Annotated in this window: 12 protein-coding genes; 10 read left to right on the plus strand and 2 right to left on the minus strand. The window is 60.7% G+C overall.

Annotated features, from left to right (window positions below; all coding sequences use genetic code 11):
- Positions 1–49: 49 nt before the first annotated feature.
- Both CMV30_RS18450 and sppA read right to left on the minus strand, forming a co-directional pair.
- Positions 50–583 carry an iron-sulfur cluster assembly protein gene (locus CMV30_RS18450; RefSeq protein ID WP_096057398.1) on the minus strand — a complete coding sequence of 178 codons (534 nt, stop codon included), beginning with the start codon at positions 581–583 and terminating at the stop codon, positions 50–52.
- A 58-nt stretch (positions 584–641) separates the two neighbouring features.
- Complete coding sequence (gene sppA, locus CMV30_RS18455) at positions 642–2,483, minus strand: signal peptide peptidase SppA (protein WP_096057861.1); 1,842 nt, start codon at positions 2,481–2,483, stop codon at positions 642–644.
- 160 nt (positions 2,484–2,643) lie between these two features.
- Between sppA and CMV30_RS18460 the strand changes: the two genes are divergently transcribed.
- The 10 genes from CMV30_RS18460 to CMV30_RS18505 all read left to right on the plus strand — a co-directional run bounded on the left by CMV30_RS18460 (position 2,644) and on the right by CMV30_RS18505 (position 23,410).
- Entirely contained in the window at positions 2,644–4,176 is a 1,533-nt protein-coding gene (locus CMV30_RS18460) for a nicotinate-nucleotide adenylyltransferase (protein ID WP_096057399.1), read from the plus strand.
- Positions 4,177–4,430: 254 nt separating this feature from the next.
- Positions 4,431–4,694, plus strand: coding sequence for a 30S ribosomal protein S15 (gene rpsO / locus CMV30_RS18465; protein ID WP_096057400.1), 264 nt, complete (start codon positions 4,431–4,433; stop codon positions 4,692–4,694).
- Between the two features lie 323 nt (positions 4,695–5,017).
- Entirely contained in the window at positions 5,018–7,225 is a 2,208-nt protein-coding gene (pnp, locus tag CMV30_RS18470) for a polyribonucleotide nucleotidyltransferase (RefSeq protein WP_096057862.1), read from the plus strand.
- A gap of 178 nt (positions 7,226–7,403) precedes the next feature.
- Positions 7,404–8,573, plus strand: a complete 1,170-nt coding sequence (locus tag CMV30_RS18475; RefSeq protein WP_096057401.1) for a methyl-accepting chemotaxis protein — start codon at positions 7,404–7,406, stop codon at positions 8,571–8,573.
- Between the two features lie 153 nt (positions 8,574–8,726).
- Positions 8,727–10,205 carry a C1 family peptidase gene (locus CMV30_RS18480; protein WP_175414964.1) on the plus strand — a complete coding sequence of 493 codons (1,479 nt, stop codon included), beginning with the start codon at positions 8,727–8,729 and terminating at the stop codon, positions 10,203–10,205.
- Positions 10,206–10,223: 18 nt separating this feature from the next.
- Positions 10,224–11,717 carry a right-handed parallel beta-helix repeat-containing protein gene (locus tag CMV30_RS18485; protein ID WP_096057403.1) on the plus strand — a complete coding sequence of 498 codons (1,494 nt, stop codon included), beginning with the start codon at positions 10,224–10,226 and terminating at the stop codon, positions 11,715–11,717.
- A complete protein-coding gene (locus CMV30_RS18490; RefSeq protein ID WP_096057404.1) occupies positions 11,714–15,082 on the plus strand; it encodes a caspase family protein in 3,369 nt (1,122 codons plus the stop codon). The genes CMV30_RS18485 and CMV30_RS18490 overlap by 4 nt, the downstream gene beginning before the upstream one ends.
- A gap of 59 nt (positions 15,083–15,141) precedes the next feature.
- The gene (locus CMV30_RS18495) at positions 15,142–18,531 is read left to right on the plus strand and encodes a caspase family protein (protein WP_096057405.1); all 3,390 of its coding nucleotides are present in this window, start codon (positions 15,142–15,144) and stop codon (positions 18,529–18,531) included.
- A 15-nt stretch (positions 18,532–18,546) separates the two neighbouring features.
- Positions 18,547–20,118 (plus strand): right-handed parallel beta-helix repeat-containing protein, encoded by a 1,572-nt coding sequence (locus tag CMV30_RS18500; protein ID WP_096057406.1) that lies wholly within the window; start codon positions 18,547–18,549, stop codon positions 20,116–20,118.
- Positions 20,119–20,125: 7 nt separating this feature from the next.
- Complete coding sequence (locus tag CMV30_RS18505) at positions 20,126–23,410, plus strand: caspase family protein (RefSeq protein ID WP_096057407.1); 3,285 nt, start codon at positions 20,126–20,128, stop codon at positions 23,408–23,410.
- The last annotated feature ends 17 nt before the right edge of the window (positions 23,411–23,427 follow it).

The following is a 23,427-nucleotide window of genomic DNA, read 5'->3' on the forward strand; positions in this document are numbered from 1 at the left end:
CGACAACCCCGTCACTGCATTCCAACCTCACGCGCCCCAACGCCCGGGATCACTCGATCCCGAGCTTGATCCGCCCCTCCGGCGAAATCATCTGCGGCGTCCAGATCGGATCCCACACGATATAAACCTTCGCGTCCTCGACCTTCGGAAGCGCCGCGATCTTCTGCCGCGCATCCTCCGCGATCACCGGCCCCATGCCGCAGCCTTGCGCCGTGAGCGTCATCTTCACCTCCACACGATTTCCGCCGCTTGGGGCCTTCTCGATATTGAGGTCATAGATGAGTCCGAGATCGACGATGTTGATCGGTATCTCCGGATCGAAACACGTCTTCAACGCACTCCATACCGCCGCCTCGCTAAACTCCACCGGAGCAGCCACCGCCCCCATTTCTTCAACGAGTGCGAAACCCGCGATCGCGTCTGCATGTTCGCGCGCGATGCGAAACAGCCCGTTGTCGGTGCGCACGGTGACATTGCCGCCGAGCGTCTGCACGATGTGGACCTCGTCCCCGGCCTTCAGCTCAGCCGGATGCCCGGCGGGAATGACTGTGGCGGGAACATTGCGAGAGAGTGTGTGAGGCATGATATAAGAAAAGAGACGTGAAGTATGACCGGCGGTGTACCCAGGAAACGGGCACTGATTACTTAACCATCATTTCGAGAGGAAGTCGCGCGTAGATACCGCGCGGATCGTTGAACTGATTCATGACGCGCAGCTCGCTTTCAAACTGCTCCACCACTTTGCCCAGCATGCCCGACGCCCGCGAACTCGCCGGCTTGATGCCTTCGAGTGCTTCCGCGATCAGCTCCTCGAAACCCTTTTTCTTGGGGAACTCCACGACAGTGAATCCCGGCGCGAGCCCTGCCTTCTCCGCCGCGAACGCGATCGCGGCATCCATCCCGCCAAGTTCGTCCACCAGCCCGAGCTTCAGCGCCTCCGCTCCCGACCACACACGACCCTGCGCGATTTCCTGCACACGTTCACGCGGCAGGTTGCGCGCCTCGGAAACTTTGCGCACGAACTCGTCGTAGATCCAGTCCACCATGCGTTGAACAATCGCCAGTTCCTCCGGCGTCTTCGGCCGCGAGATAGTCACCGCATCGGCAAAGCGTCCCGTTTTCACACGGTCGAAGGTCACGCCCAGATTCCCCGCGAGCTTCTCGATGTCGAACTGCACGCCGAACACACCGATGGACCCCGTGATCGTCGTCGGCTCCGCATAGATTCGATCGCTGTAAGCGGAAATCCAGTACCCACCCGAGGCCGCGTAAGCGCCCATCGAGACAACCACCGGCTTGTCCTGCTTCGCCAGCCGCAGCTCGCGCTGGATGTGCTCCGATGCCGTCGCCGATCCGCCCGGGCTGTTCACGCGAAGCACGATTGCCTTCACATCCTCGTCCTGGCGCAGCTTTCTCAGTTCGCGCGCAAACGCCGCTCCACCCACTTCGCCGTGCTTTCCGTCGCCATCGACGATCGCTCCTTCGGCATAGATAACCGCTACGTGCCCCTCGCGTGATCCCGCTGGGTTCTTTTTTTCAACCACAGCCATCTCCGGCTTATCGTCGCCAAGCGTCGCCGCATAATCGACCAGCGAGATTTGCTTGAACGACTGCTTCGAGCCCTTGCGACCGGTGCGCGCCTTCAAGTCGTCGATGACTTCGTCGCGATAACTAAGCCGCGTCGCGAACCCGCTGCTCACCGCCGACTGTGGGAGGATCAGCCCTTCTTTATCCACGATGCTCTGAAGTTTTTCCGCTGTGAGTCCACGCGCGCTGGCAATGTCGCCGCGCAGATCGCCCCACACATCGTCGAGGAGTTTCTGCATCTGCTCGCGGCTCTCCGGGCTCATATCGCGCCGGATAAACGGCTCGATGGCCGACTTGTATTTGCCGACGCGCGTGACCTGCACGCCGACACCAAATTTCTCAAATGCCCCCGCCAGATACATCGGCTCTGACGCGAGCCCCGGCAGGAGCAGCATCCCGTACGGATCGACCACCAGTTCATCTGCGATCGAGGTGAAATAGATTTCGCGAATCGTCGCATACTCCAGATACGCGATCACCGGCTTCTTCGCTGCCTTGAAATCAGCCAGCGCCGCACGCGCCTCTTTCAACGCCGCGTATCCGGTCCCGTACCCGTCCGGCTCGAACTGCCCCAGCAATAACGCTCCCGCGATACGATCATCCTTCGCCGCCGCCCGCAGCGCCCGCGTGAGCTGCCGCAGCTGCCAGACTTTCCGCTCCTGCTCGCCCATGGCCGCCGCGATCAGCGCCGCACCGTCCACCTGCGGCGGCGCATCCGTGATATTCACTGCAAGATCGAGCACGAGATAGGCACCTTTCTCGACCGCCACGACTGGCTTGGAACTGCCCGCTGCGGCGAGCGCCACAAAAAGTCCGATCACGAGAATCGCTCCACCCGCCGCGCAAATCATCAATCCGACGACAGTCCCCAGCATCGAGGCGAAAAAATTTTTCATGCGCGCGCACCGTAGCCGGATTGTCCTCCCCATCCAGTGAAAACTCGCCCTTCAATCACATCGCTGCGCGCAACTCGCACACCACTTGCTCACGCCGGATCGTCACACTCCCGCGCTTCCTAAACATCAGTTTTCCCGTATTATGCCGATTATGCCACCCATGGACGCTCCCAGCGAACAGAAGGAACTCCTCACAACCAACCGCAAGGCCCTCACCGTCAATCTCGACGAAGCCAAGTACGGCACCTTCGCCGAAATCGGCGCCGGCCAGGAGGTCGCCCGCGTGTTTTTCCAAGCCGGCGGCGCGGCCGGCACGATCGCGAAATCGATCTCCGCCTACGACATGACTTTCAGCGACGCCATCTACGGCAAGTCGCCCCGCTACGTTTCCCAGGACCGCCTCGCGCTCATGCTCGACCGCGAATACTCGCTCCTCACCGAGCGCCTCTCCGCCCAACGCGGCGAGAAAACCACCTTCTTCGTTTTCGCTGACACCGTCTCAGCCAGAAACTTCAAGGGCACCAACGAGTGCCACGGCTGGATGGGCATCCGCTTCCAGACCGAGCCCGGCGGCCCCACAAGCGATGCCGTCGTGCACGTGCGCATGTGGGACAAAGAAAACGTCCTTCAACAGCAAGCGCTCGGCATCGTCGGCACCAACCTCATTTACGGAGCGTTCTACTATCGCGATAACCCGGCCAAGTTCATCCAGTCCCTCGCGGACAACCTTGGCTCCGGGCGCATCGAGGTGGATATGGTCAAATTCACCGGTCCGGCCTTTAACGGTGTCGATAACCGCCTCCTCTCACTCCATCTAGTTCAGTACGGCCTCACCAACGCCGTCATGTTCGGCACCGGCGGCGAGGTTCTCCAGCCCTCCGAGATCCTCTACAAAAAAGCCATCCTCGTTGAGCGCGGCAGCTTCCGTCCTGTCACCCATGTCAACGTCGACATGCTCAACTGTGCCTGTGCGCAGTTCGTCCAAGAGCCGCTCGTCAAAGGCAAGGACGTCATCGTGCTCATGGAAATCACCATGAACAATCTCCTCATGGGCGGCGACCTCGACGCGCAGGATTTCCTCTCCCGCGTCGATCTCCTCGCCGACATCGGGTTCACCGTCCTCATCTCTAATTACTCCGAATATTACCGCCTCACCTCGTACTTCCGACGTTACACGAAAGAGATGATCGGCGTCGCCATGGGCATCAACAACCTCCTCGAAGTCTTTAACGAGAAGTACTACGACAACCTCGAAGGCGGAATCCTCGAATCCTTCGGCCGCCTCTTTCGCAACTCGGTCAAACTCTACATCTACCCGATGCAGCAGGCCGCCTACGACCGCTATATCGCCACCACCACCGGCGCCGCAGCTCCGAACAGCGCCGGCAATCACGCCTTCTCTAACGCCGTCCTCATCAACGCCAAAAACCTCCAGGTCTCCGACCACCTGCGCAACCTCTACGCCCACTTGCTCGAAAATCACTACATCGACTGCATCGTCGGCTACGACCTGAACATCCTGAGCATCTTCTCCCGCGACGTCCTTCACCGCATCAAAGCCGGCGACCTCACGTGGGAGCGCATGGTCCCCGAGCCCGTCGTCGAAGCCATCAAGAAACGCCACCTCTTCGGCTACGGTGCCCAAACCCAACCCGCCCCAGCCGCCGCCGGAACCCCGGTTCTTGCCAGCTAATGCCCTTCCTTTTCCATCGCCCGTTTTCAGGCCTTCGAAACGTAAAATTCTGCTTGCGCCGCCTCATCTCGATTGGGATACAGACGGCTTGCGTTAGTGGAAGTCCGTCGGTTGCGGACTCCCGCCATGACTAGTCTGGCATCCCGCCAGATTGGAACGGTGGCACCGGCCAAGGCCGCAGTTTACTGCGGTTAAAGCGGGTGGCACGGGGCCTGCAAAGACCCCCTATAGTCGTGTAACTCATTCAAATAACCATGTCTACCGTAGCAAAACCCGAAATCATCGCAGAATACAAAACTCACGATAAGGACACCGGCTCGTCCGAAGTTCAGATCGCTCTGTTGACCGCTCGCATCAATCACCTGACCGAGCATCTTCGCACACATCGCAAAGACTTCCACAGCCGCCGCGGCCTTCTCCAGATGGCCAGCCGCCGCCGCAAGCTCCTCGATTACTTGAAGCGTAACAACCTTCCCAAGTACTCGGAGATCCTGCAAAAACTCAGCCTCCGTAAGTAACCCTTTCGCACCACAGGCGATCCGATCCGCGGGTCGCCTGTTGTCTTAACTGACACTCGCAGCAGTCCGGGACTTTTCCATTTGCCTCCTTCCTTCGTCGAAGGCGCCAAATGGAAATCTCTCGAAACTCTTCGAGGATTTGCAGGGCCGGTTACCGCCCAACCCAAACCCGCGCCAGTCTCCGCGTTTGCCGCTGATCTCATGATCAGCCCAACGCACTCAACGAGGCAGCGCACAACCCCGAGCAATCCGTCCGCGTGTCGCGGTCCTTGCTCGATCTCAATCCGCGACACGCGCATCCGTCCGTATCCGAACGAAAAAATATGAATCAGAAATACTCCGTCCAAGTTCCCGAACTCGGGATCACCTTCTCAACCGGCTCCATCGCCGCCCTCGCCAACGGCGCGGTCAACGTCGCCGTCGGTGAGACCAACGTCTTTGTCACCGCCTGCGTCGCGCAGACGATGAAACCCGGCCAGGACTTCTTCCCGCTCACCGTCGATTACCGCGAAAAATACGCTGCCGCCGGCCGTTTCCCCGGTGGTTATTTCAAACGCGAAGGCCGTCCTTCCGAAAAAGAAATCCTCACGTCCCGCCTCTGCGACCGTCCCTGCCGTCCGCTCTTCCCCGAGGGTTTCCTCAATGAAGTGCAGATCATCGGCCAGCTCATGTCGGCCGACCAGCTCAACGAAGCCGACATCCCAATGGTCAACGGCGCCAGCGCCGCCCTCGCCATCTCCGACATTCCCTGGGCCGGTCCCATCGCCGCCGTCCGCGTCGCCGAGATCGACGGCCAGTTCCTCGCCAACCCGACCATCGAGCAGATGTATTCGTCTTCTCTCGACCTGATCTACGTCGGTAACGAGAAGGACATGCTCATGATCGAAGGCTCTGCGGACCAGATCCCGGAAGATCGCTTCATCGAAGCCCTCGCCTTCGGCCACCAGGCCATCCAGCCCATCATCCGCGCCATCAAAGAGCTCGTCGCTCTCTGCGGTAAACCGAAGTCCACCTTCGCCCTCGTCGGTGCCACGCCCGAAGCCCGCGCCATCATCGAGCGCGTCGTCCCCGCTGAGCGCCTCGCCTCCGCGATCTTCGGCTTCGAAAAACAAGTCCGCTCCAACAACGTCAAAGCCCTCAAGACCGAGGCCAAGACCGCCCTCCTCGCCGAACTCGGCGAAGGCAAGTTCACCGATGTCGACCTCAACGTCGTCTTCGAAGACCTCCAGTACAAAGCCTACCGCCAGACCGTCCTCGCTCGCGGCGTTCGCGCCGATGGTCGCAGCGCCACCGCGCTCCGCCCCATCTCCTCCGAAGTCGGCGTCCTCCCACGCGTCCACGGCTCCGCGATCTTCCAACGCGGCGACACCCAGAGCATCGTCCTCACGACCCTCGGGCCAACCAAGGAAGCGCAAGATCTCGACGCCCTCACCGGCGGCGCGAAGTCGAAGTCCTTCATTCTCCACTACAACTTCCCGCCATTCTCCGTCGGCGAAACCGGCCGCTTCGGCTCCCCCGGCCGCCGCGAAGTCGGTCACGGCGCTCTCGCTGAACGCTCGCTCGTTCCGATTCTCCCGCCCGAGGACGTCTTCCCCTACTCGATTCGCGTCGTCTCCGAGATCATGTCGTCCAACGGCTCGACCTCCATGGCCTCGATCTGCGGCGGCTGCTTGTCCCTCATGGACGCCGGCGTGCCGATCATCGCTCCCGTCGCTGGCATCAGCTGCGGTCTGATGACCGAAATGGCTTCCGATGGTAGCATCACGAAGTGGACCACCATCACCGACATCCTCGGTGAAGAAGATCACTTCGGCGACATGGACTTCAAACTCGCCGGCACCACCAAGGGCATCACCGGCTTCCAGCTGGATCTGAAGATCAACGGTCTCCCTTTCGAGATCGCCAAGACCGCGATTCACCAAGCCCGCGAAGCCCGCGTGGAAATTCTCCGCACGATGATCGCCGCGATTCCCGCGCCGCGTAACGACCTCTCCAAGTACGCCCCACGTATCCAAACGATCCAGATCGATCCCGAAAAGATCGGCCTCCTCATCGGACCTGGCGGCAAGACGATCCGTCGCATCACCGAGACGACCGGCGCGCAGATCGACATCGCCGACGACGATTCCGGCAAGATCTTCATCTACTCGAACAACGGCGAAGCCATGGCCCGCGCCATCAAGGAAATCGATTCCCTCTGCGGCGGCGGTTCTGGCGGCGGCGGTGGCGGCACCCCGATCGAAGTCGGCAAGCTCTACCGCGGTGTCGTCAAAGGCACCAAAGAGTTCGGCGCTTTCGTCGAATGCACGCCCGGCAAGGAAGGCCTCGTCCACATCAGCGAGCTCGCGGACTTCCGCGTGCGCCGCACCGAAGACGTCTGCAAAGTCGGCGACGAAATGTGGGTCAAGTGCATCGGCATCGACGAGAAGACAGGCAAGGTCCGCCTCTCGCGCAAAGCCGCCCTCAAGGAAATGGAAGCGCAGAAGCAGCAGGGCGACCAGCCCGCCGCCGAAGCCGCTCCCACGGCCTGATAGCACTTCAATAGCCTTCTAATCTCCAAGCCGGAGCCGCTTACGCGCTCCGGCTTTTTCGTGCCTGCACAAAACCCTGCATCGGCCGCCCCTTCCAACTAAAGCGCAGCTCCCCCGATCCGATACTTAACAAGCGCTCTAGTTCATCCACCTGCGCGCGCCCCTTTCTGACCACCCCATGAAACTCACCCTGCGCTCGCGCATCCTCGGCCTGGGCGGCATCGCCCTCGTCCTTATCGCCGGAGGAGCCGCCAGCACCTATTTTCTCAACGAACGCGTCACGCACCAGTCCGATCTCCTGCTCTCGCTCGCCTCTCAGCAAACGCCCGCCGCCGTCACCCAGCGCGAAGCCGTCCAGATCGCCTACCACACCGCGCAACACGACCTCCGTCTCAGCCTCCTCATCGGCTCCGCCACCGCCCTGTTTCTCTGCGCCTTCGCCACCTGGGGCCTCGCCCGCTACCTCCACCAGACGCTTCAAAAAATTCTCATCGAGCTCGATCAAGCCTGCAAAGCTACGCTCGATTCCGCCGACCAACTCGAATCCGCCAGTGGCCACATCGCCGACGGCGCTGCCAGCCAGGCCTCCGCTCTCGAGCGCAGCACAGCCTCTCTCGATCAGATGGCCGGCATGACTCGCCGCACCGCCGACAATGCCGGCGAAGCCAAGCAACTTGCCAATCTCACCCGTCAATCCGCCGACACCAGCGGCACCGACATGGCCGAAATGCAGCGCGCCATGACTGCGATCCAAAGCTCCAGCGGCGAGATTTCCAAGATCATCAAGACCATCGACGAAATCGCGTTTCAAACCAACCTCCTCGCCCTCAACGCCGCCGTCGAAGCCGCCCGCGCTGGTGAAGCCGGTGTTGGTTTCGCCGTCGTCGCCGACGAAGTCCGCAGCCTCGCCCAACGCAGCGTCCAAGCCGCCCGCGAGACTGCGCAAAAAATCGCCACCGCCTCCCAGCGAAGCGAAGAAGGCGCGCGCATTACCACCAAAGTCACCCAGAGTTTCGCCGGCATTACCACGAACGCCCGCAAACTCGACGAACTCATCTCCGCCATCGCTTCCGACTCCCAGGAACAGAACCAAGGTATTCAGGAAGTCACGCAGGCCGCCTCCGCGATGGACTCTGTCACTCAGGCCAACACCGAGCGCACCGAGGAAACCCGCGAGCTCGCCCAAAACCTCGGCACCCAGGCCGCCCGCGTCGACCGCGCCATCGCTACACTGGTCATGCTCATTCACGCCCGTAAGCCGCGTCCCCGGAAAAAGCCGGCTGCCGTCCTCGCGCTGACCCAATCCATCGAGCCCGAAGTCGCCGAGCCCGTAGCAGTCGCCGCCTGAGCGAATCGCCGGACATCAGCCCGGCGTCGCGAAATGCATTCATGCCGTTTCGAGGATCAAAACGGTTTCTTTTTCTTTGCCGAATTAGGCGCGATTCGCCGATCATCCGCGCGTTCTCCCCGCCCTCGTTGCCGTCCCTTCAACGCCTTTCTCATGCTTCGTCCGTCGCTCGCCCTGCGTTCGCTATGCCTGCTCCTCACGCTCCCCACGCTCTTCGCTCAGCAGCCTGAGCCCGCCGCCGAGCCCGGCACAGGACTGATCTTCGATCTCCCGTCGTATCGGGGAACCCCGTACAAGGCCACGCTCACCGCCGAGAGCTACGCGTCCGCTCCGCGCAAAGCGTCGCTCGAACAATACTGCCCCACGCCCGGCAATCAGGGCCAGTACGGCACCTGCGTCGCCTTCGCCGTCGCCTATCACGCCCGCACCGTTCTCTACGGCGCGCAGCATGGCATCACCGACAAAACCCAGCTCAACGCCTCAGTCTTTTCCCCCACGTTCATCTACGAGCAAATCAAAGAGGCCGGTGACGCGTCCTGCCAGAAGGGCACGAATCCCATCAACGCGCTGGAGCTCATGAAGACCAGCGGCATCGCCCGCATCGCCACCGTTCCTTATCAATGCGGCGCGCCCATCACGAGCAACGCCCTCCTCGAAGCCGTCGATTACACGATCAACGACTACCAGATCCTCTTCATGCCCGACGTCACGGACTACGACACGCGCGTGAACACCGTCCGCAAATCCCTCGCCGAGGGTTATCCCGTCGTCCACTGCTTCACCGTCGTCAAAAGCTTCTACAAGGCCCCGCGCATCTGGCGCTCTCTGCCGACCGACGGCGGCGCCGAAGGCCAGCACGGTCGACACGCGATGCTCATCGTCGGCTACGACGACGACCTCGACGGCGGCTGTTTCCGCGTACTCAACAGTTGGGGACCGACCTGGGCCGACGGCGGCTACGTCTGGATTCCGTACACCGAGTTCGTGAAATACTCGCTCGGTGCGATTCAAGTTTACGGCCCTCGCGGCTCCTCCGGCCACCAGCCCGCTCCCGGAGTTACTCCCGGCAAAAGCGCCATCAAGACAGCCGACTACCAGCTCAGCGGCCGCCTCAATTTCCGCCTGCGCGACGGCACCGCGATGAACGCGCACCGCATCGTCAGCAACGACTCTACGCTGAGCGCCTACAAAATGGACCAGTCGTACTCCTCCGGCACGCGCTTCCGTTTCTTCGTCACGACCAACACCGAAGCTTACATCTACGCCTTCGCGACCGACACCACCGGCAAGGTGAACAAGATCCTCCCCTTCGAAGACGGCATGTCCCCGCTGGTCGGCCCCAACAGCACGATCGCGTTTCCCTCCGAGAAAAAAGTCGTCCGCATGGATGAGCAAAAAGGCACCGACTACCTGCTCGTTCTCTACACCGATCGCCCGCTCAACGTGAAACAGGTCCACGAAAAACTTAACGCCGCTTCCGGCCCGTTGCTCTCCCGTCTGCGCAGCGCCTTGGGCACGCGCATCGTCGATCCCGCCGTCGTGAAATACTCCGCCAACGACATCGCCTTCGACGTCGAACGCGTCGCCCCCGGCGGCATCGTCCCGCTCATGGTCGAGATCACCCACGACTAACCCCGTTCCACTTTCCCCATGCTCCGCTTTTCGTTCCCTGGGCGCCGCGTTCTTGCCGGCGCCTTTTGCGTTCTTCCTCTCCTCATCTCCGCCGCGACTCTCCGCGTCCCCGAAGACTACGCGCTCATTCAACGCGCCATCGCCGCCGCCGCGCCAGCCGACACCATCGTCATCGCCGCCGGCACGTATCGGGAAAATCTATTCATCAACAAACCGCTCACGTTGCGCGGCGCCGGTTCCGATAAAACCACGATCCTCGCACCCAATCGCAGCCTGGCGATTGCCCGCATTGAGTACTACGGCCCGGTGACGCTCACCGACCTCACGCTCGCCCACGAAAAACAATCCACCGCCAAAGAACCTGACGTCGCCGTTTACTCCCTCGATGTGGACGACGCCGACATCACGCTTCGTAATCTCCACCTCGCTCGCTCCGCAGGCTACGGAATCCACTGCGTTGCCAACGCCGTCGTCATTGAAAACGTCACCGTCTCCGAAACGGCCTTCAACGCACTTTCGCTGGAAGACACCAAGCCCGGCGTGCGCGTCACCAATCTGGTGATGAACGCCGACACCGAGAATAATCCCCTGCGTCTCGAAAACGTCGTCGGCACTTTCAAAGACGTTAAATTTTCCCTGCCCGACCACGGTGAGATCCAAATCTGGGGCGCCGCTTCTGCGATCAAGTTCGAAAACTTGCCTCCGGCGCATTTTGCCAGAATCCGCTGGCTCGATGGCGCCGCCGCCGATGGCCCGAAACCCGCCACAGCCGACAGTCTCACTGAGCATCGTCTCGCCGAACGGACGGACATGCGCGCCATGCGAAAAGAAAATATCGCCGAGAAAAACGAGATGGACGTCAAACGCGCCGCCGCTGCCCGCGAGTTCGCGACGACCTTGAAAACCGCCTCCACGCCCGAGGCCAACAAAGCCGCCGTCACCCAATACATCCGGACGCTCGTCGAGATCGACGGCGTCGATTTCAACTGGTCCAGCAACGCCCTTCCGATCCTTGGCGAACTCAGTGCCTACAGTGACCGCTTCGGCCCGCTCGCCTTGGAGGAACTCTTGCGCGAACTGCCCGCCAAAGACGCCGAACCAGGCATGGCGGATAACTATCTTCTCTATCTCCCCGCAGCGCTGAAAAACCCGATCGCCGAAGCTCGCGCGAAAAAATCCCTCGCCAGCACATTCGATCTTCCGGCGGTCCTCGCAAAATGGAAATCCGCCGACGGCAAAGATCCACGCGCCGCCGCGACCGCCTTCGCTGACGTAGTGAAGACCGTTTCCGAAAAAGCAGACGCCTCTTCCGCGGACGAAAAACAGATTCTGAAGTCTGCCGTCATCGCCGAAATCTCTCCCTTCATCGAGTCACGCGGTTACGCCGCCCTCAGCGCGCTGATCGACGCACTCGCCGCCAACCCTCTTGCGTTGGTCTCCGCCGACGAAGTGCGCGCCGCCATGTCGCCGACGCAGAAACGCGCCCTAGCCAAACACCTTCTCAGCGAATGATCACGAGTCGCGCAGTTTTCCTCTTCGCCATCATCGCCTCCTGCGCATGGGCGCAACCCGTCCCAGCACCCGAACCAGAATCCATCCGCGTGCCCGACGGAGTGCCGACGCTCTCCACCTCGCACACGCTCTCAATCGACCGCGTGCTGCTCTCGCCCGACGGCAAACGCGTCTTCACTCACGACGGCGGCAACGTTTACGCCTGGGATTTCGAGACCAGAAAAAAACTCCGCCCACTCTCCGCAGCCGCTTCCTCCAGAAAGGGAACATCACTCGCCGAGTTCCACCTCATCACCGACCAGAAGCGCCTGGTCTTCGGCAGCGACTCGGTGAACTATGAAACACTGGAGCCTTTCAAAACCTGGCCCGAACTCACACCTCAAGCATCCGCGTGGGATGCGAAACGCAAAAAACGTTTCTGGGCCCGCGGCTCCCGTGAAGAAATCATGTTCGGCGAACTGGCCGAAAGTAAACAAGCCGCCCGAGCATCACGCGCGCACGTGATCATCAAGTCGCCGCACATCGCCCAAAATCACGCCGTGTGTCACCGCTTGCTCGTGCTCGACGACGGACGGCTCCTCGCGTCCACCAACTACGGCGTCTTCTACATCGATCCCGATACCTGGACGATCACTTCTCCCGGCAGCGAACCCGAACGCCGCGTCCGTCCGCTCATGTACATGGACGAAACCCGCGACGTGAAAACCGCCACCTTCACCCGCGAGACTCAATCCGGCGGATACGTCGAAGGCCCGCAAGGTACACTGATTCTCGCAGAGTCATCCCTCGCCACAAAGCGCACGAAGCTCTCCCTCGTTTCCGCGAAAGACATGTCGCCTCTCCGCACCGCCGAAATCGACGGCTTCCTGACCTACCTCGGCACCGACACCTTCGATCCCGCTAACAAGCAGCTCTGGTTCAAAAGCGGCCAGAACCTGATCGCCCTCGATTTCGATACGCTCGCGCCCCGCGATTCCATCTCTGCGAAAAAGCTCCTGTTGAAAGAGCCACACGCCGCCATCGGCGACGCAGTGCCCGTGCCCGGCAGCTCACACTGGCTCATCGCCGTCGGCAAAACCCTCTGGCTTTACGACGTCGCGACCGAAACCCCGCTCGGCCAATTCGGCGACGCCGTCCCCGCCTTCACTCGTCTGGCAACTCACCCCACGAATTTCGAGTTCCTCGCCACCGACGATCAAGGTCTGGCCAAACGCGTGCGCTTCCTCCCCAACGGCATCGAAGTCACCTCGGCCAAAGGCAATTTCTCGTCCTTCGCCTACGATCCCACCGATGGCGAAACCATCGCCCACGGAAATTCCGCCAGTCCCATCATTCATTTCAGCGACCGCCCTAAATGGCCCGTGGAAGATTTTCGCCTCCCGCAGAAAGCCGCGTCCGACACCCGCGGAGCTTCGGCGAATTTGATCTACTCGCAGGATGGCACACGCATTGTCGCCCACAGCGCTTACGGCGTGACCGCCTACAACCTCACAGACGGAAAACGGATTCTCAACCAGCCCGGCTCGCAAAAATGGCTGCCCACCGGACGCCAGATCACCGCCATTTCTCCCGACAACAAATGGATCGTCGTTTACGACGGTGACAAAAAGCTCATCGGCTACGACAGCGAGCGTGGCGAAAAAGCCTGGGAGCAGAGCGTCGCCCAATTTCCCGTCCTGATCTATTTCGCCGGTCCCAAAACCGTCTGCGCCCTGGTCGACGGCCAGCTCGAATACCGCTCCGCCGAGACCGGCGTGATCAAACTCTCCACTCCTTTGAACGGCTCCTCGTTCGCCCACGCCACCGCTGTTTCCCCTGACCGAAAACTCATCGCCTGCGCGGGCTCCAGCCTCTTCGTTTACGATCCCGCGACAGAGTCTGTCGTCTTCGAAACCAAAACCTCCGGCCACATCCGCGCCGTCGCGTTCTTCGCCAACGCGCGCTATCTCGTCACAGCTGGCGCCGACAATCTGCTCCGGCTCTGGGATATTCAGGAGAAACAGGAACTCTGCTCGATCGCCCTCTTCGACGATACCAACGACTGGGTCGTCACCACGAAGAACCTCCGCTTCGACGGCTCCGAAAAAGCCATCGACACGATGTACGTCGTGAAGGGCACCGACATCATCCCGCTCGAATCGCTCTTCGAAAAACTCTACACGCCCAAACTCCTCGCCTCGCTCTTGCGAGGCGAAAAACTCGAAGCGCCGGCCGTCGATTTGAAGAAGATCGCCGCGCCGCCGCTCGTCCGTCTCGAATCAGCCGACGGCGCGCGCAATCTGATCGTCGAAGACGACACGAACGAAAACACGCGCACTCAGGACTCGCTCAAGCTCCGCGCGCTCGCCGACGCCCGCCAGTCCACCGTCGCCGAGATCCGTCTCTTCCAAAACGGCAAACTCCTTGCCACCACCATTGGTCGCGGCGCCCAGTTCACCGAGAACTTTGAGGTCAAAATCGTCCCTGGCGAAAACATCTTCCGCGCCGTAGCCATTAACGCCGACCGCACCGAGTCCCGCCCAGCCGAAATCACCTTCACCTATCGTCCGAAAGTCTCCGCCCCCATCGCCGGTGCCTCCTCTCCGCAACCGACCGGACTTCAGCTTCACCTGCTCATCGTCGGCGTGAACACGTACAAGAATCCCAAGTACAACCTCAACTACGCCGTCGCCGACGCCACCGCCGTCAAAGAAAAGATCGAGGCGCAGACCAAGACCATCTTCACCGGCGTAAACGTGAAATTCATCCTCAACGATCAGGCGCAAAAATCTTCCATCACCGACGCCTTCCGCGAACTTTCCGCCAAGGCCGGCCCGCGCGACGTCTTCGTCTTCTACTACGCCGGCCACGGCGTGATGACCTCCGACGCCAAACCCGAGTTCTTCCTCGTACCGCACGACGTGCTTCAGCTCTACGGCGCTGACGACGCACTCCGTCAAAAAGGTCTCTCCAGCGCCGAACTTCTCGACCTCTCGAAGCTGATGCCCGCGCAGAAACAGCTCTTCATCCTCGACGCCTGCCAATCGGCCGGCGCATTGACGACCGTCGCCATGCGTGGCGCTGCCGAGGAAAAAGCCATCGCTCAACTCGCCCGCTCCTCAGGCACACACTGGCTCACTGCCTCCGGCTCCGAGCAATTCGCCACCGAGTTCGCCACGCTCGGCCACGGCGCCTTCACATACGCTTTGCTCGAAGGCTTGAGTGGTCGTGCCGACACCGGCGACGGCCGCATCACCGTCAACGAACTCAAAGCCTTCCTCGAATCCGAGGTTCCCGAGATCACTCAAAAGCATAAAGGCACACCGCAGTTCCCCTCCAGCTACGGCTTCGGCCAGGACTTCCCCGTCGTCATTAAGTCCCACTAACACCGCACTGAGTCATCGCGCGTTCATCCCTTTCACCCCCGCTCACTTCTCGTTCTCCGATGCTTCGCTCACTCCGTCTCTGCGCGTTATTCTTCACCCTGCTGCCCTGCCTGCTCTCCGCCGACGAAGCCGACATCCCACGCCTCGTCTTACCCACGCCCCACGGCGAATCCGTCTATCACATGACGACGATGCCCGATGGCCGCTTCGCCATCTCCGGCACGCAATCGGGCCAGCTGAAACTCTGGGATGTTTCCACCGGCACCGAATTAAAAACCATCACCCTCGGCCTCGCCTCCGAAAAACGCCTCCTCGCGATTCTCGTCCGCAACGCGGCGCAGATATACGCCGTCACCTCCGATCGCGTCGTCATCTTCGAAATCCCCACGCTCAAAATCCTCAACACGATCGAGAGCCGGCGTGAAATTCTCCACGCAGAAGTCTCGCCCGACGGCGAATCGCTCTGGCTGGGAAGTTCCAGTGATCAAAAAAACATTCTTCAAGTCCTCCGCCGCGGACGCTTTCCCATTCGCGAAGTGATGGAGCGCGCGCGTCCCTCAGACTCCACCCGCGGCTGGGGTTTCCCCGAGGTGAGCCCCGACGGTCGCTACGCGATCATTACCGACTCGCACAAACACCCCACGGTTATTGTCCGCACCGAAGACGCACAGGTTGTCCACACGCTGCCGAGAGGAACCGCGATTCCCAATGTCGCCGACAGCGGTCGCGCCGGGGCCGGTTGGACAGCCGACAGTCGCCTCGTCATCTCGCGCGGGATGGGACCCGACGGGAAACAAAACCTCATCGAGATCATCAACCCCGACAGCCTTCAAGTGGAGTGGTCCACGGAACTTAAAACCGAATCTCCCTGGCAAGGCTTCGCCCTCCAGGATCACGGACGCCCCGGCGATCCGTTGATCTTCAAATCCATCGAACGCTTTTTCTTCCTCGATGGCACCACGATCGACGGCCCGTACGCGTCGTCGGGATTTACGGTAAGCCAGCTCGCCACGGTCGACTCTCGTTTCGTTGTTTGCTCAACAACGCAACTCGATCCCCAAACCAACGCGTCCACCACGCAGCTCCGCAAATTCGACCGCGCCCGAGGATCGTATTCTTCACCGTGGTCTCCGCCGGTGCACCAGACCACTCTCTTTGCAGCCTCGTCGCGCGCAGACACAATGTTCGTCACCGGTCACGGCGGTGGCCGGCTTCTTCAACTCGATCGCGGCGGCCTCCGCATCACATACGTGCCCATCCGCAAAATCTACGACGCGCTTTTCGCACCCGACGGCCAGTCGGTGATCTTCAACGGCGGTGAACACGATGACCGCACGAGCGGCATCATTTCCCTCAACCGTCCCGATCAGCCGCGTCTATCGAAGATGCCCTTCGAAAGCGTGAGCCGCGGAGCCCGCGGCAACATCGTGCTGTCTCCTTCCGGCAAGCTCGCAGTCGACATGCGCAACGGCCAGTCGCCGGTTATCGTTTACGATCCTTACTCGGGTAATCAGCTCTGCACCTTCACCAACGGATACTATAGCTACGATCAAACCACCGGCTCCGCCGCCATCTCGCCCGACGACAAACGCATCGTCTATTATACCTCAGAGAAAGACACCTCCGGCCGCTCTGTACACTGCTACGACATCACGACCGGCGCCAAGATCTGGTCGCGCCACCAGCTCAACCACGACTTCGCGACTTTCCGCTTTTCCTCCGACGGCAAACAGATTTTCGCCGTCGGCTTCGGCTTCAATCAAAGGCTCTACGTGTTCAACGCCGACACCGGAGAAAGCATTCGCGAGCACGAGCTGCCTCAAACCAGTCAGGCCGCCCAGGCCACGTTCAATCCAACCGGCACCGAGGTCGCGCTTCCTTTCGACGACAGCATCATTTTCGCGAGCCTCGCTGACGGCAAAGAACTCCGCCGCGCCACTTCGCCTGCGCAACGCGTCGAAAGATTGAGTTACCTTGGCGACGACCGGCTTGCGAGCGTCGGCGCAGATAAAGCGATCCGCATTTGGAACGTCACCCGCGCCGAACTCCTCGGCGCGATCTCATTCTCCGGCGACGGAAAAGAGTGGGCCTTCATTCATCCATCCGGCCGGTTCGAAGCGACGCCAGGATTCCAGGAGCAGATGTACTTTATCCAAGGCACGACGAAAGTTCCGCTCTCCGCGTATTTCGAATCCTACCACACGCCGGGCCTCATCGGCCAGATCATGGCAGGCGAAACCATCGCCGCGCCAACGATCCAACTCAAAGATCTCACTGAACCGCCCAAAGTCTTCCTCGCGCTCGCCGGTTCCACGCGAAACCTGACCGTCGAAGACGCGCCCGAAGAAGTCACCAGCGAGCAAGCATCACTTCGCATCACGGCCCAAAGCGAGCAGAGCAAAATCTCCGAGATCCGCCTCTACCACAACGGCAAGCTCGTCGAGTCCCGCACACGCAATCTCACCGTCGAAGACGACGTACCTGATATCGCCACGGGCAAAGCCGGTCGCACCGAAACCATCGCTGTCACACTTCTCCCCGGAGAAAACACCTTCCGCGCCGTCGCTCTGAACGAACAACGCACCGAGTCCGCCCCGGCACTTCTTTCCATCGACTATAAAGCCCCCACATCCGCCTCACCTGCCACCGCCGCGCTCACCGGCCGCGATGGCGGCGGCATGCAACTCCACCTGCTCGTCATCGGCGTGAACACGTACCGGAATCCCAAGTACAACCTCAACTATGCCGTTCCCGACGCCACCGCCGTCCGCGACCTCGTCCAAAAAAATGCCACCGGCATTTTCACCAAGGTCAACGTCACCACCTTCTTCAACGACAAGGCCACCCGCTCCGCCATCCTCGAATCGTTCACCACCATCGCGCAGCAATCCGGCCCGCGCGACGTCTTCGTCTTCTACTTCGCCGGCCACGGCGTGATGTCTTCCGACGCCAAGCCCGAGTTCTTCCTCGCTCCTTACGAACTTACCCAACTCTACGGCGCCGACGAACAGCTCCGCGCCAAAGCCATTTCCAGCGCCGAACTTCTCGCCGCCTCCGCAAAAATCTCGGCGCAAAAACAACTCTTCCTCCTCGATGCCTGCCAGTCCGCTGGCGCTCTCCAAACCGTCGCCATGCGCGGCGCCTCCGAAGAAAAAGCCGTCGCCCAACTAGCCCGCGCCTCCGGCACGCACTGGATCACCGCTTCCGGCTCGGAACAATTCGCCACTGAGTTTGAGAAACTTGGTCACGGCACGTTCACCTACGCGCTCCTCGAAGCGCTCGGCGGCAAAGCCGACAACGGCGACGGCCGGATCACCGTCAACGAGCTCAAAGCCTACCTCGAAACGCAGGTCCCCGAACTCACCAAGCTCCACAAAGGCACGCCGCAATACCCCGCCAGCTACGGCTTCGGGCAGGATTTCCCCCTTTCAGTCATTTCAAAAAACTAACCGCTCACTTGCTCCATGTCTCCGCGCTTATTTCTTCTCACGACCGTTTTCCTCGCCACCGACATCGCAGCGTTCACCGCCACGCTTCGCGTCCCGCAGGACTATCCGCTCATCCAACGTGCCGCGCTCGCCGCCGCTCCCGGCGACACGCTCATCATCGCCGAGGGCACGTATGTTGAAAACGTCGTCGTCACAAAACCGCTCATCATCCAAGGCGCCGGCCCCGGTAAAACCATCTTCATCGGCAAAGACCGCGCAAACGCCGTTCTCGCGTTGAATGGCAAAGGCGGCGCGATCTCCGCCGCCAACCTAACCGTCCGCCACGAGCCCGCTGTTCAGCTGCCCGTCGATCCAAACACCACCGAGCCACCGATCGAAGACATGGCCGAGGCACTCTCGATTTTCTCCGGCGATCTCACACTCAAAAACATCGCCGTCGAAAGCAGCAGCGGCGTCGGCGTGAACGTGGCAGACGGCAAAGCCATCGTCGAAAACGTCACCGTCAACTACGCTCAAAGCGGTGGACTCTACCTCTACAAAACACTTCCCGGCACCACGGTGACCGGCTTCGTCATTCGCGAAAATAAAGGCACCTACGACATCTCCGTCCAACAATCCGTCGCCGAATTCAAAAAGCTCCAGCTCACCCAAAAAGAAAGCGCCGTCATCCAAGTCAGCGGTACCGACTCGTCCGCCACCTTTCACGATCTCTCCGCTGATCTGAAAACAAAGATCGACTGGACCGATGGTGCCTCCGCCGACGGTCCCGCTAAAAAAACAGAAAGCACCGAAGCCCCCGCTTCCACTGAGGGAGAAGAAAACAATGTAGACCACGCCGAGGTCATGGACGCCTACTCGCAGCAGCGTCAGGCCATGCGCGACGAGCATCAACTCGCCACCGAACCCGTCCGCCGTCAGCTCGCCCGCGATCTCCAAGCCTCCATCAAAGACAAGAAAACCGCCGGAGACTACGCCGCCACGCTCGGTGTTTATTTCAAAGCGCTTCTGGAAACCTACCAGCCTGCCGAGACCGCCGACTTCGGCGTCGATCAGGCCATCACCGGCGAACTCCGCGCCTTCTATGAACGCTTCGGCGCGCAAGCGACAACCGACGCCATTCCGACCTGGCCCAAACACGCCGACTTCAACGAAGGCATGATCCAAGCCAGCTACGACTGGTCGATCACTCGCGCGATGAAAGCAGGCATCGAAAAAGCCCGCGGCGAAGCCTGGGTGAAAGCCAACAGCACAAAGCTCGACGAATATTTTTCCGCATGGAAAAACGAGAAGAGCAAAGACCCCGCTGTTCTCGCCGCCGCCTTTCTCAAAGGCATCAATTTCACCGCCGAACTTCTCAACGCCGGGGAGTTTTCACCTGAAAATCTGATCGGCTCTCTGCGCGAGCGTACACTCAAGGAACTCAACGCCTTCATTGCTCAAGCCGGCTACCCTGCTGTCGCGCAGCTTCTCCGTCAGATCGCCGCCGACCAGGCCAACGGTCTCTTCACCGCGCCAGAACTCCAAGCGGCGCTTACGCCCGAGCAAAAGCGCGAGCTCTTCAAAGCCATGCGCGGCGGCTCCAAATAACACTGTCATGAGCCCACGATCATTCGTCTCCGTCATCCTGCTCATCGCTTTTGCAGGCATCATTCCCACGTTTGGGCAGGACTCCAAAATGGTGACTGTGGTGGATCGAAACGCGCCACATCCGGCGGTTTCCAACGGGCATCGTGAAAACATCGTCGCCTCGTTCCTGTCGCCGGATGGTTCGAAACTTTTCACCTCGGACTCCAAACAGCTGCGCGTCTGGGATGTCGCCAGTCGCCGGGAGCTCAGTCTCCTGCACGTCCGCACCGGCGGCTCCTCTGACTGGTTTGCCACCTTCGTGCCGGAAAAAAAGTGGCTGTTCACGATCGGCGAGCGCGGCTTCACGATCATCAACTACGAGACACTCGCGCACGTCACGGGCGGTTCGATCTACGACGCCGTCGATGTGGTGTGGGACGCCAGGCACAACCGGTTCCTCTACGTGGACAACCGCGGTTCCGTCGGCGAGATCGTTGAACGCGACGGCACGTGGACGGCCACACTCCAAGGCTCGCTTTCGTACCTGAACGGCTACTCCGCCAAGCCGGCCAGCCTTATCCTTCTCGCCGACGGTCGGCTGCTGATTGGCCTCGATAAAGGCCACGCCATTTTCGATCCCGTCGCGTGGAAGGAAGTTTCCCGCGTCGAGGGAGCCCGCCGCTATTTCGAGCGCGGGCCCGCCGGAACGCTCTTCGCCGTGTCCGCGCCCGACAATAAAACCAAGCCCGCCACGGTCGAAAAACTTTCCGAAACCGATATCTCAACACTCGCAACACTCACGCTTCCATCCGGCAGCTACGTCTTCTCGCTAAGGCCCGATGCTTTTGATGCGGAAACGAACACCCTCGCCCTCACGCTCGGCAGCTCGATCGCTTTGGTTGATCTGGAGACTCTAAAAATCCGCGAGCAAATCCCCGTGGCTTCCCTGACCCCCGGAAACTCCTCGGCCTACCGGATCATTCACCACCCGGCATCGAAGGAGTGGTTTCTCATCGCTGGCCAAAACGTTCATCTCGTAGATCTCCAATCGAAACGCCATATCGCCACACTCGGCGACAACGTCTTCCAGCCCCGGCTGCTCGCCTCGAGCCCAAAGGGCTTCGAATTCGTGGTGAGCGACCGGCAGGAGAATCTCAAGCGCGTCCGCTTCACGTCTGCCGGCGTCCAGATCACCGACGCCAAATTGAGCGCGACCGCCTTACTCTACACGGCGGAGGGCGATCTCGCTTTTGGTAACAGCGCCAGCTCCGAAATCTCGTTTATCGAGCCGGCACGCTTTCCGAAACCTGAGTACAAGCTCTCAACTGGAAAAAAGCTGTGGTCCACCCCCGGCCACATCAGCGCCTCCAGCGACGGCAGTCTGATCGTCGTTCGCGCGATCAATTCTCTGGCTGTTATTTCAACGCTCGATGGCCAAGTCGTCTTCGAAACGGAAGTGCCGAACCAATATATTGGAAACGAAAAAGGAACCGCCGCGATCTCGCCCGATAATCGCGTGCTCGTCGTTTATTCTCCCGACGGAAACATCCTGGGCTTCGATCTGAAGACGAAGAAAGGGCTATGGACCAAGGCCGCCCCGTATGGCGTGCGCAACGGCTTCTTCTTCCTCTCCGCTGAGGTCTTCGCCTGCGTCGCTCGTCAGGCAATCGAGTACAGATCGACCGACACCGGCGACACCATGCTCGAGGCTCCCATTTACTCTCACACGCTGGACCGCCCGCTTTCCTGCGCCATTTCCCCAGACCGCAAACGGCTCGCCATCTACGACGGCGCTTACGTGCAGGTGTTCGACGCGGAGCTCGGCGAAAAGCTCATGGAGCAATACTCCTTCGCCCAAGTCACCGATTTGGAATTCCTCGGTGACTCGCGCTACATCGTCACCGCTGGCGAAGACAACCTGCTGCGGATCGTGGATGTCGATCAACGCCGCGAGCTCTGCAGCCTCGCTCTCTTCGCCCACTCCAACGACTGGGTCGCCAGCGCACCGGATTTCCGCTTCGACGCCACCGACAAAGCCATCGACCGCATGTATGTCGTGAGCGGCGCCACCATCACCCCGCTGGAATCGCTCTTCGACAAACTCTACACGCCGAAGCTGCTCGCCGGATTGTTTACCAACGCACCCGTCGAAACACCGAAGGTTAATTTTTCCGAGCTCAGTCCGCCACCGAGCGTGCGTCTCGAATTCACCGAGCAAGCACGCAACCTCGTCGTCGAGGACGACCTTCCGCCTAACACCGTGGATCGCGACGCCATTCAAGTCCGCGCCACCGCCACCGCATCGCAAGCCGTCCTCCGTGAACTGCGCCTTTTTCAAAACGGCAAACTCGTCGCCACCACCGCCGCTCAAGGCACGAGCCAGAAGCATCCGTTCGAGGTGAAGCTCGTCCCCGGCGAAAACATCTTCCGCGCTATCGCCGTCAACGCCCAGGGCACCGAATCGCGTCCTGCCGAAGTGATCGTTACCTATCGTCCGAAAACTGCTGGAGTCGTCGCGGGTACCGCGCAACCACCCACCGGACTGCAGCTGCACCTGTTGATCGTCGGCGTGAACACCTACAAGAATCCCAAGTACAACCTGAACTACGCCGTCGCCGACGCCACTGCCGTGAAGGACAAGATAGAGGCTCAGACCAAGACGATCTTCACCGGTGTGAACGTGAAATTCATCCTCAACGATCAGGCGCAAAAATCCGCCATCACCGACGCCTTCAAAGAACTCACCGCCAAAGCCGGCCCGCGCGACGTCTTCGTCTTTTACTACGCCGGCCACGGTGTGATGACCTCCGACGCCAAACCCGAGTTCTATCTCGTTCCGCACGACGTCACTCAACTCTACGGTGCCGACGACGCGCTCCGGCAAAAAGGCATCTCCAGCGCCGAGCTCCTCGAACTCTCAAAGCTCATGCCCGCGCAGAAACAGCTCTTCATCCTCGACGCCTGCCAATCCGCCGGCGCACTCACAACCATCGCCATGCGCGGCGCCGCCGAAGAAAAAGCCATCGCTCAACTTGCCCGCTCGTCCGGCACTCACTGGCTCACCGCCTCCGGCTCCGAGCAATTCGCCACCGAGTTCGCACAGCTCGGCCACGGCGCTTTCACCTACGCGCTCCTCGAAGGCCTCGCCGGTCGTGCCGACACAGCGGGCGACGGTCGTATCACGGTCAACGAACTCAAAGCCTTCCTCGAATCCGAAGTCCCCGAGATCACCCAGAAGCACAAAGGCACACCGCAATTCCCGTCGAGCTACGGCTTCGGCCAGGACTTCCCGATCACCGTCATCGCGAAGTAATTTAAATCCTCCATCTC

The organism is Nibricoccus aquaticus (assembly GCF_002310495.1).
In the GTDB taxonomy this organism is placed as follows: domain Bacteria; phylum Verrucomicrobiota; class Verrucomicrobiia; order Opitutales; family Opitutaceae; genus Nibricoccus; species Nibricoccus aquaticus.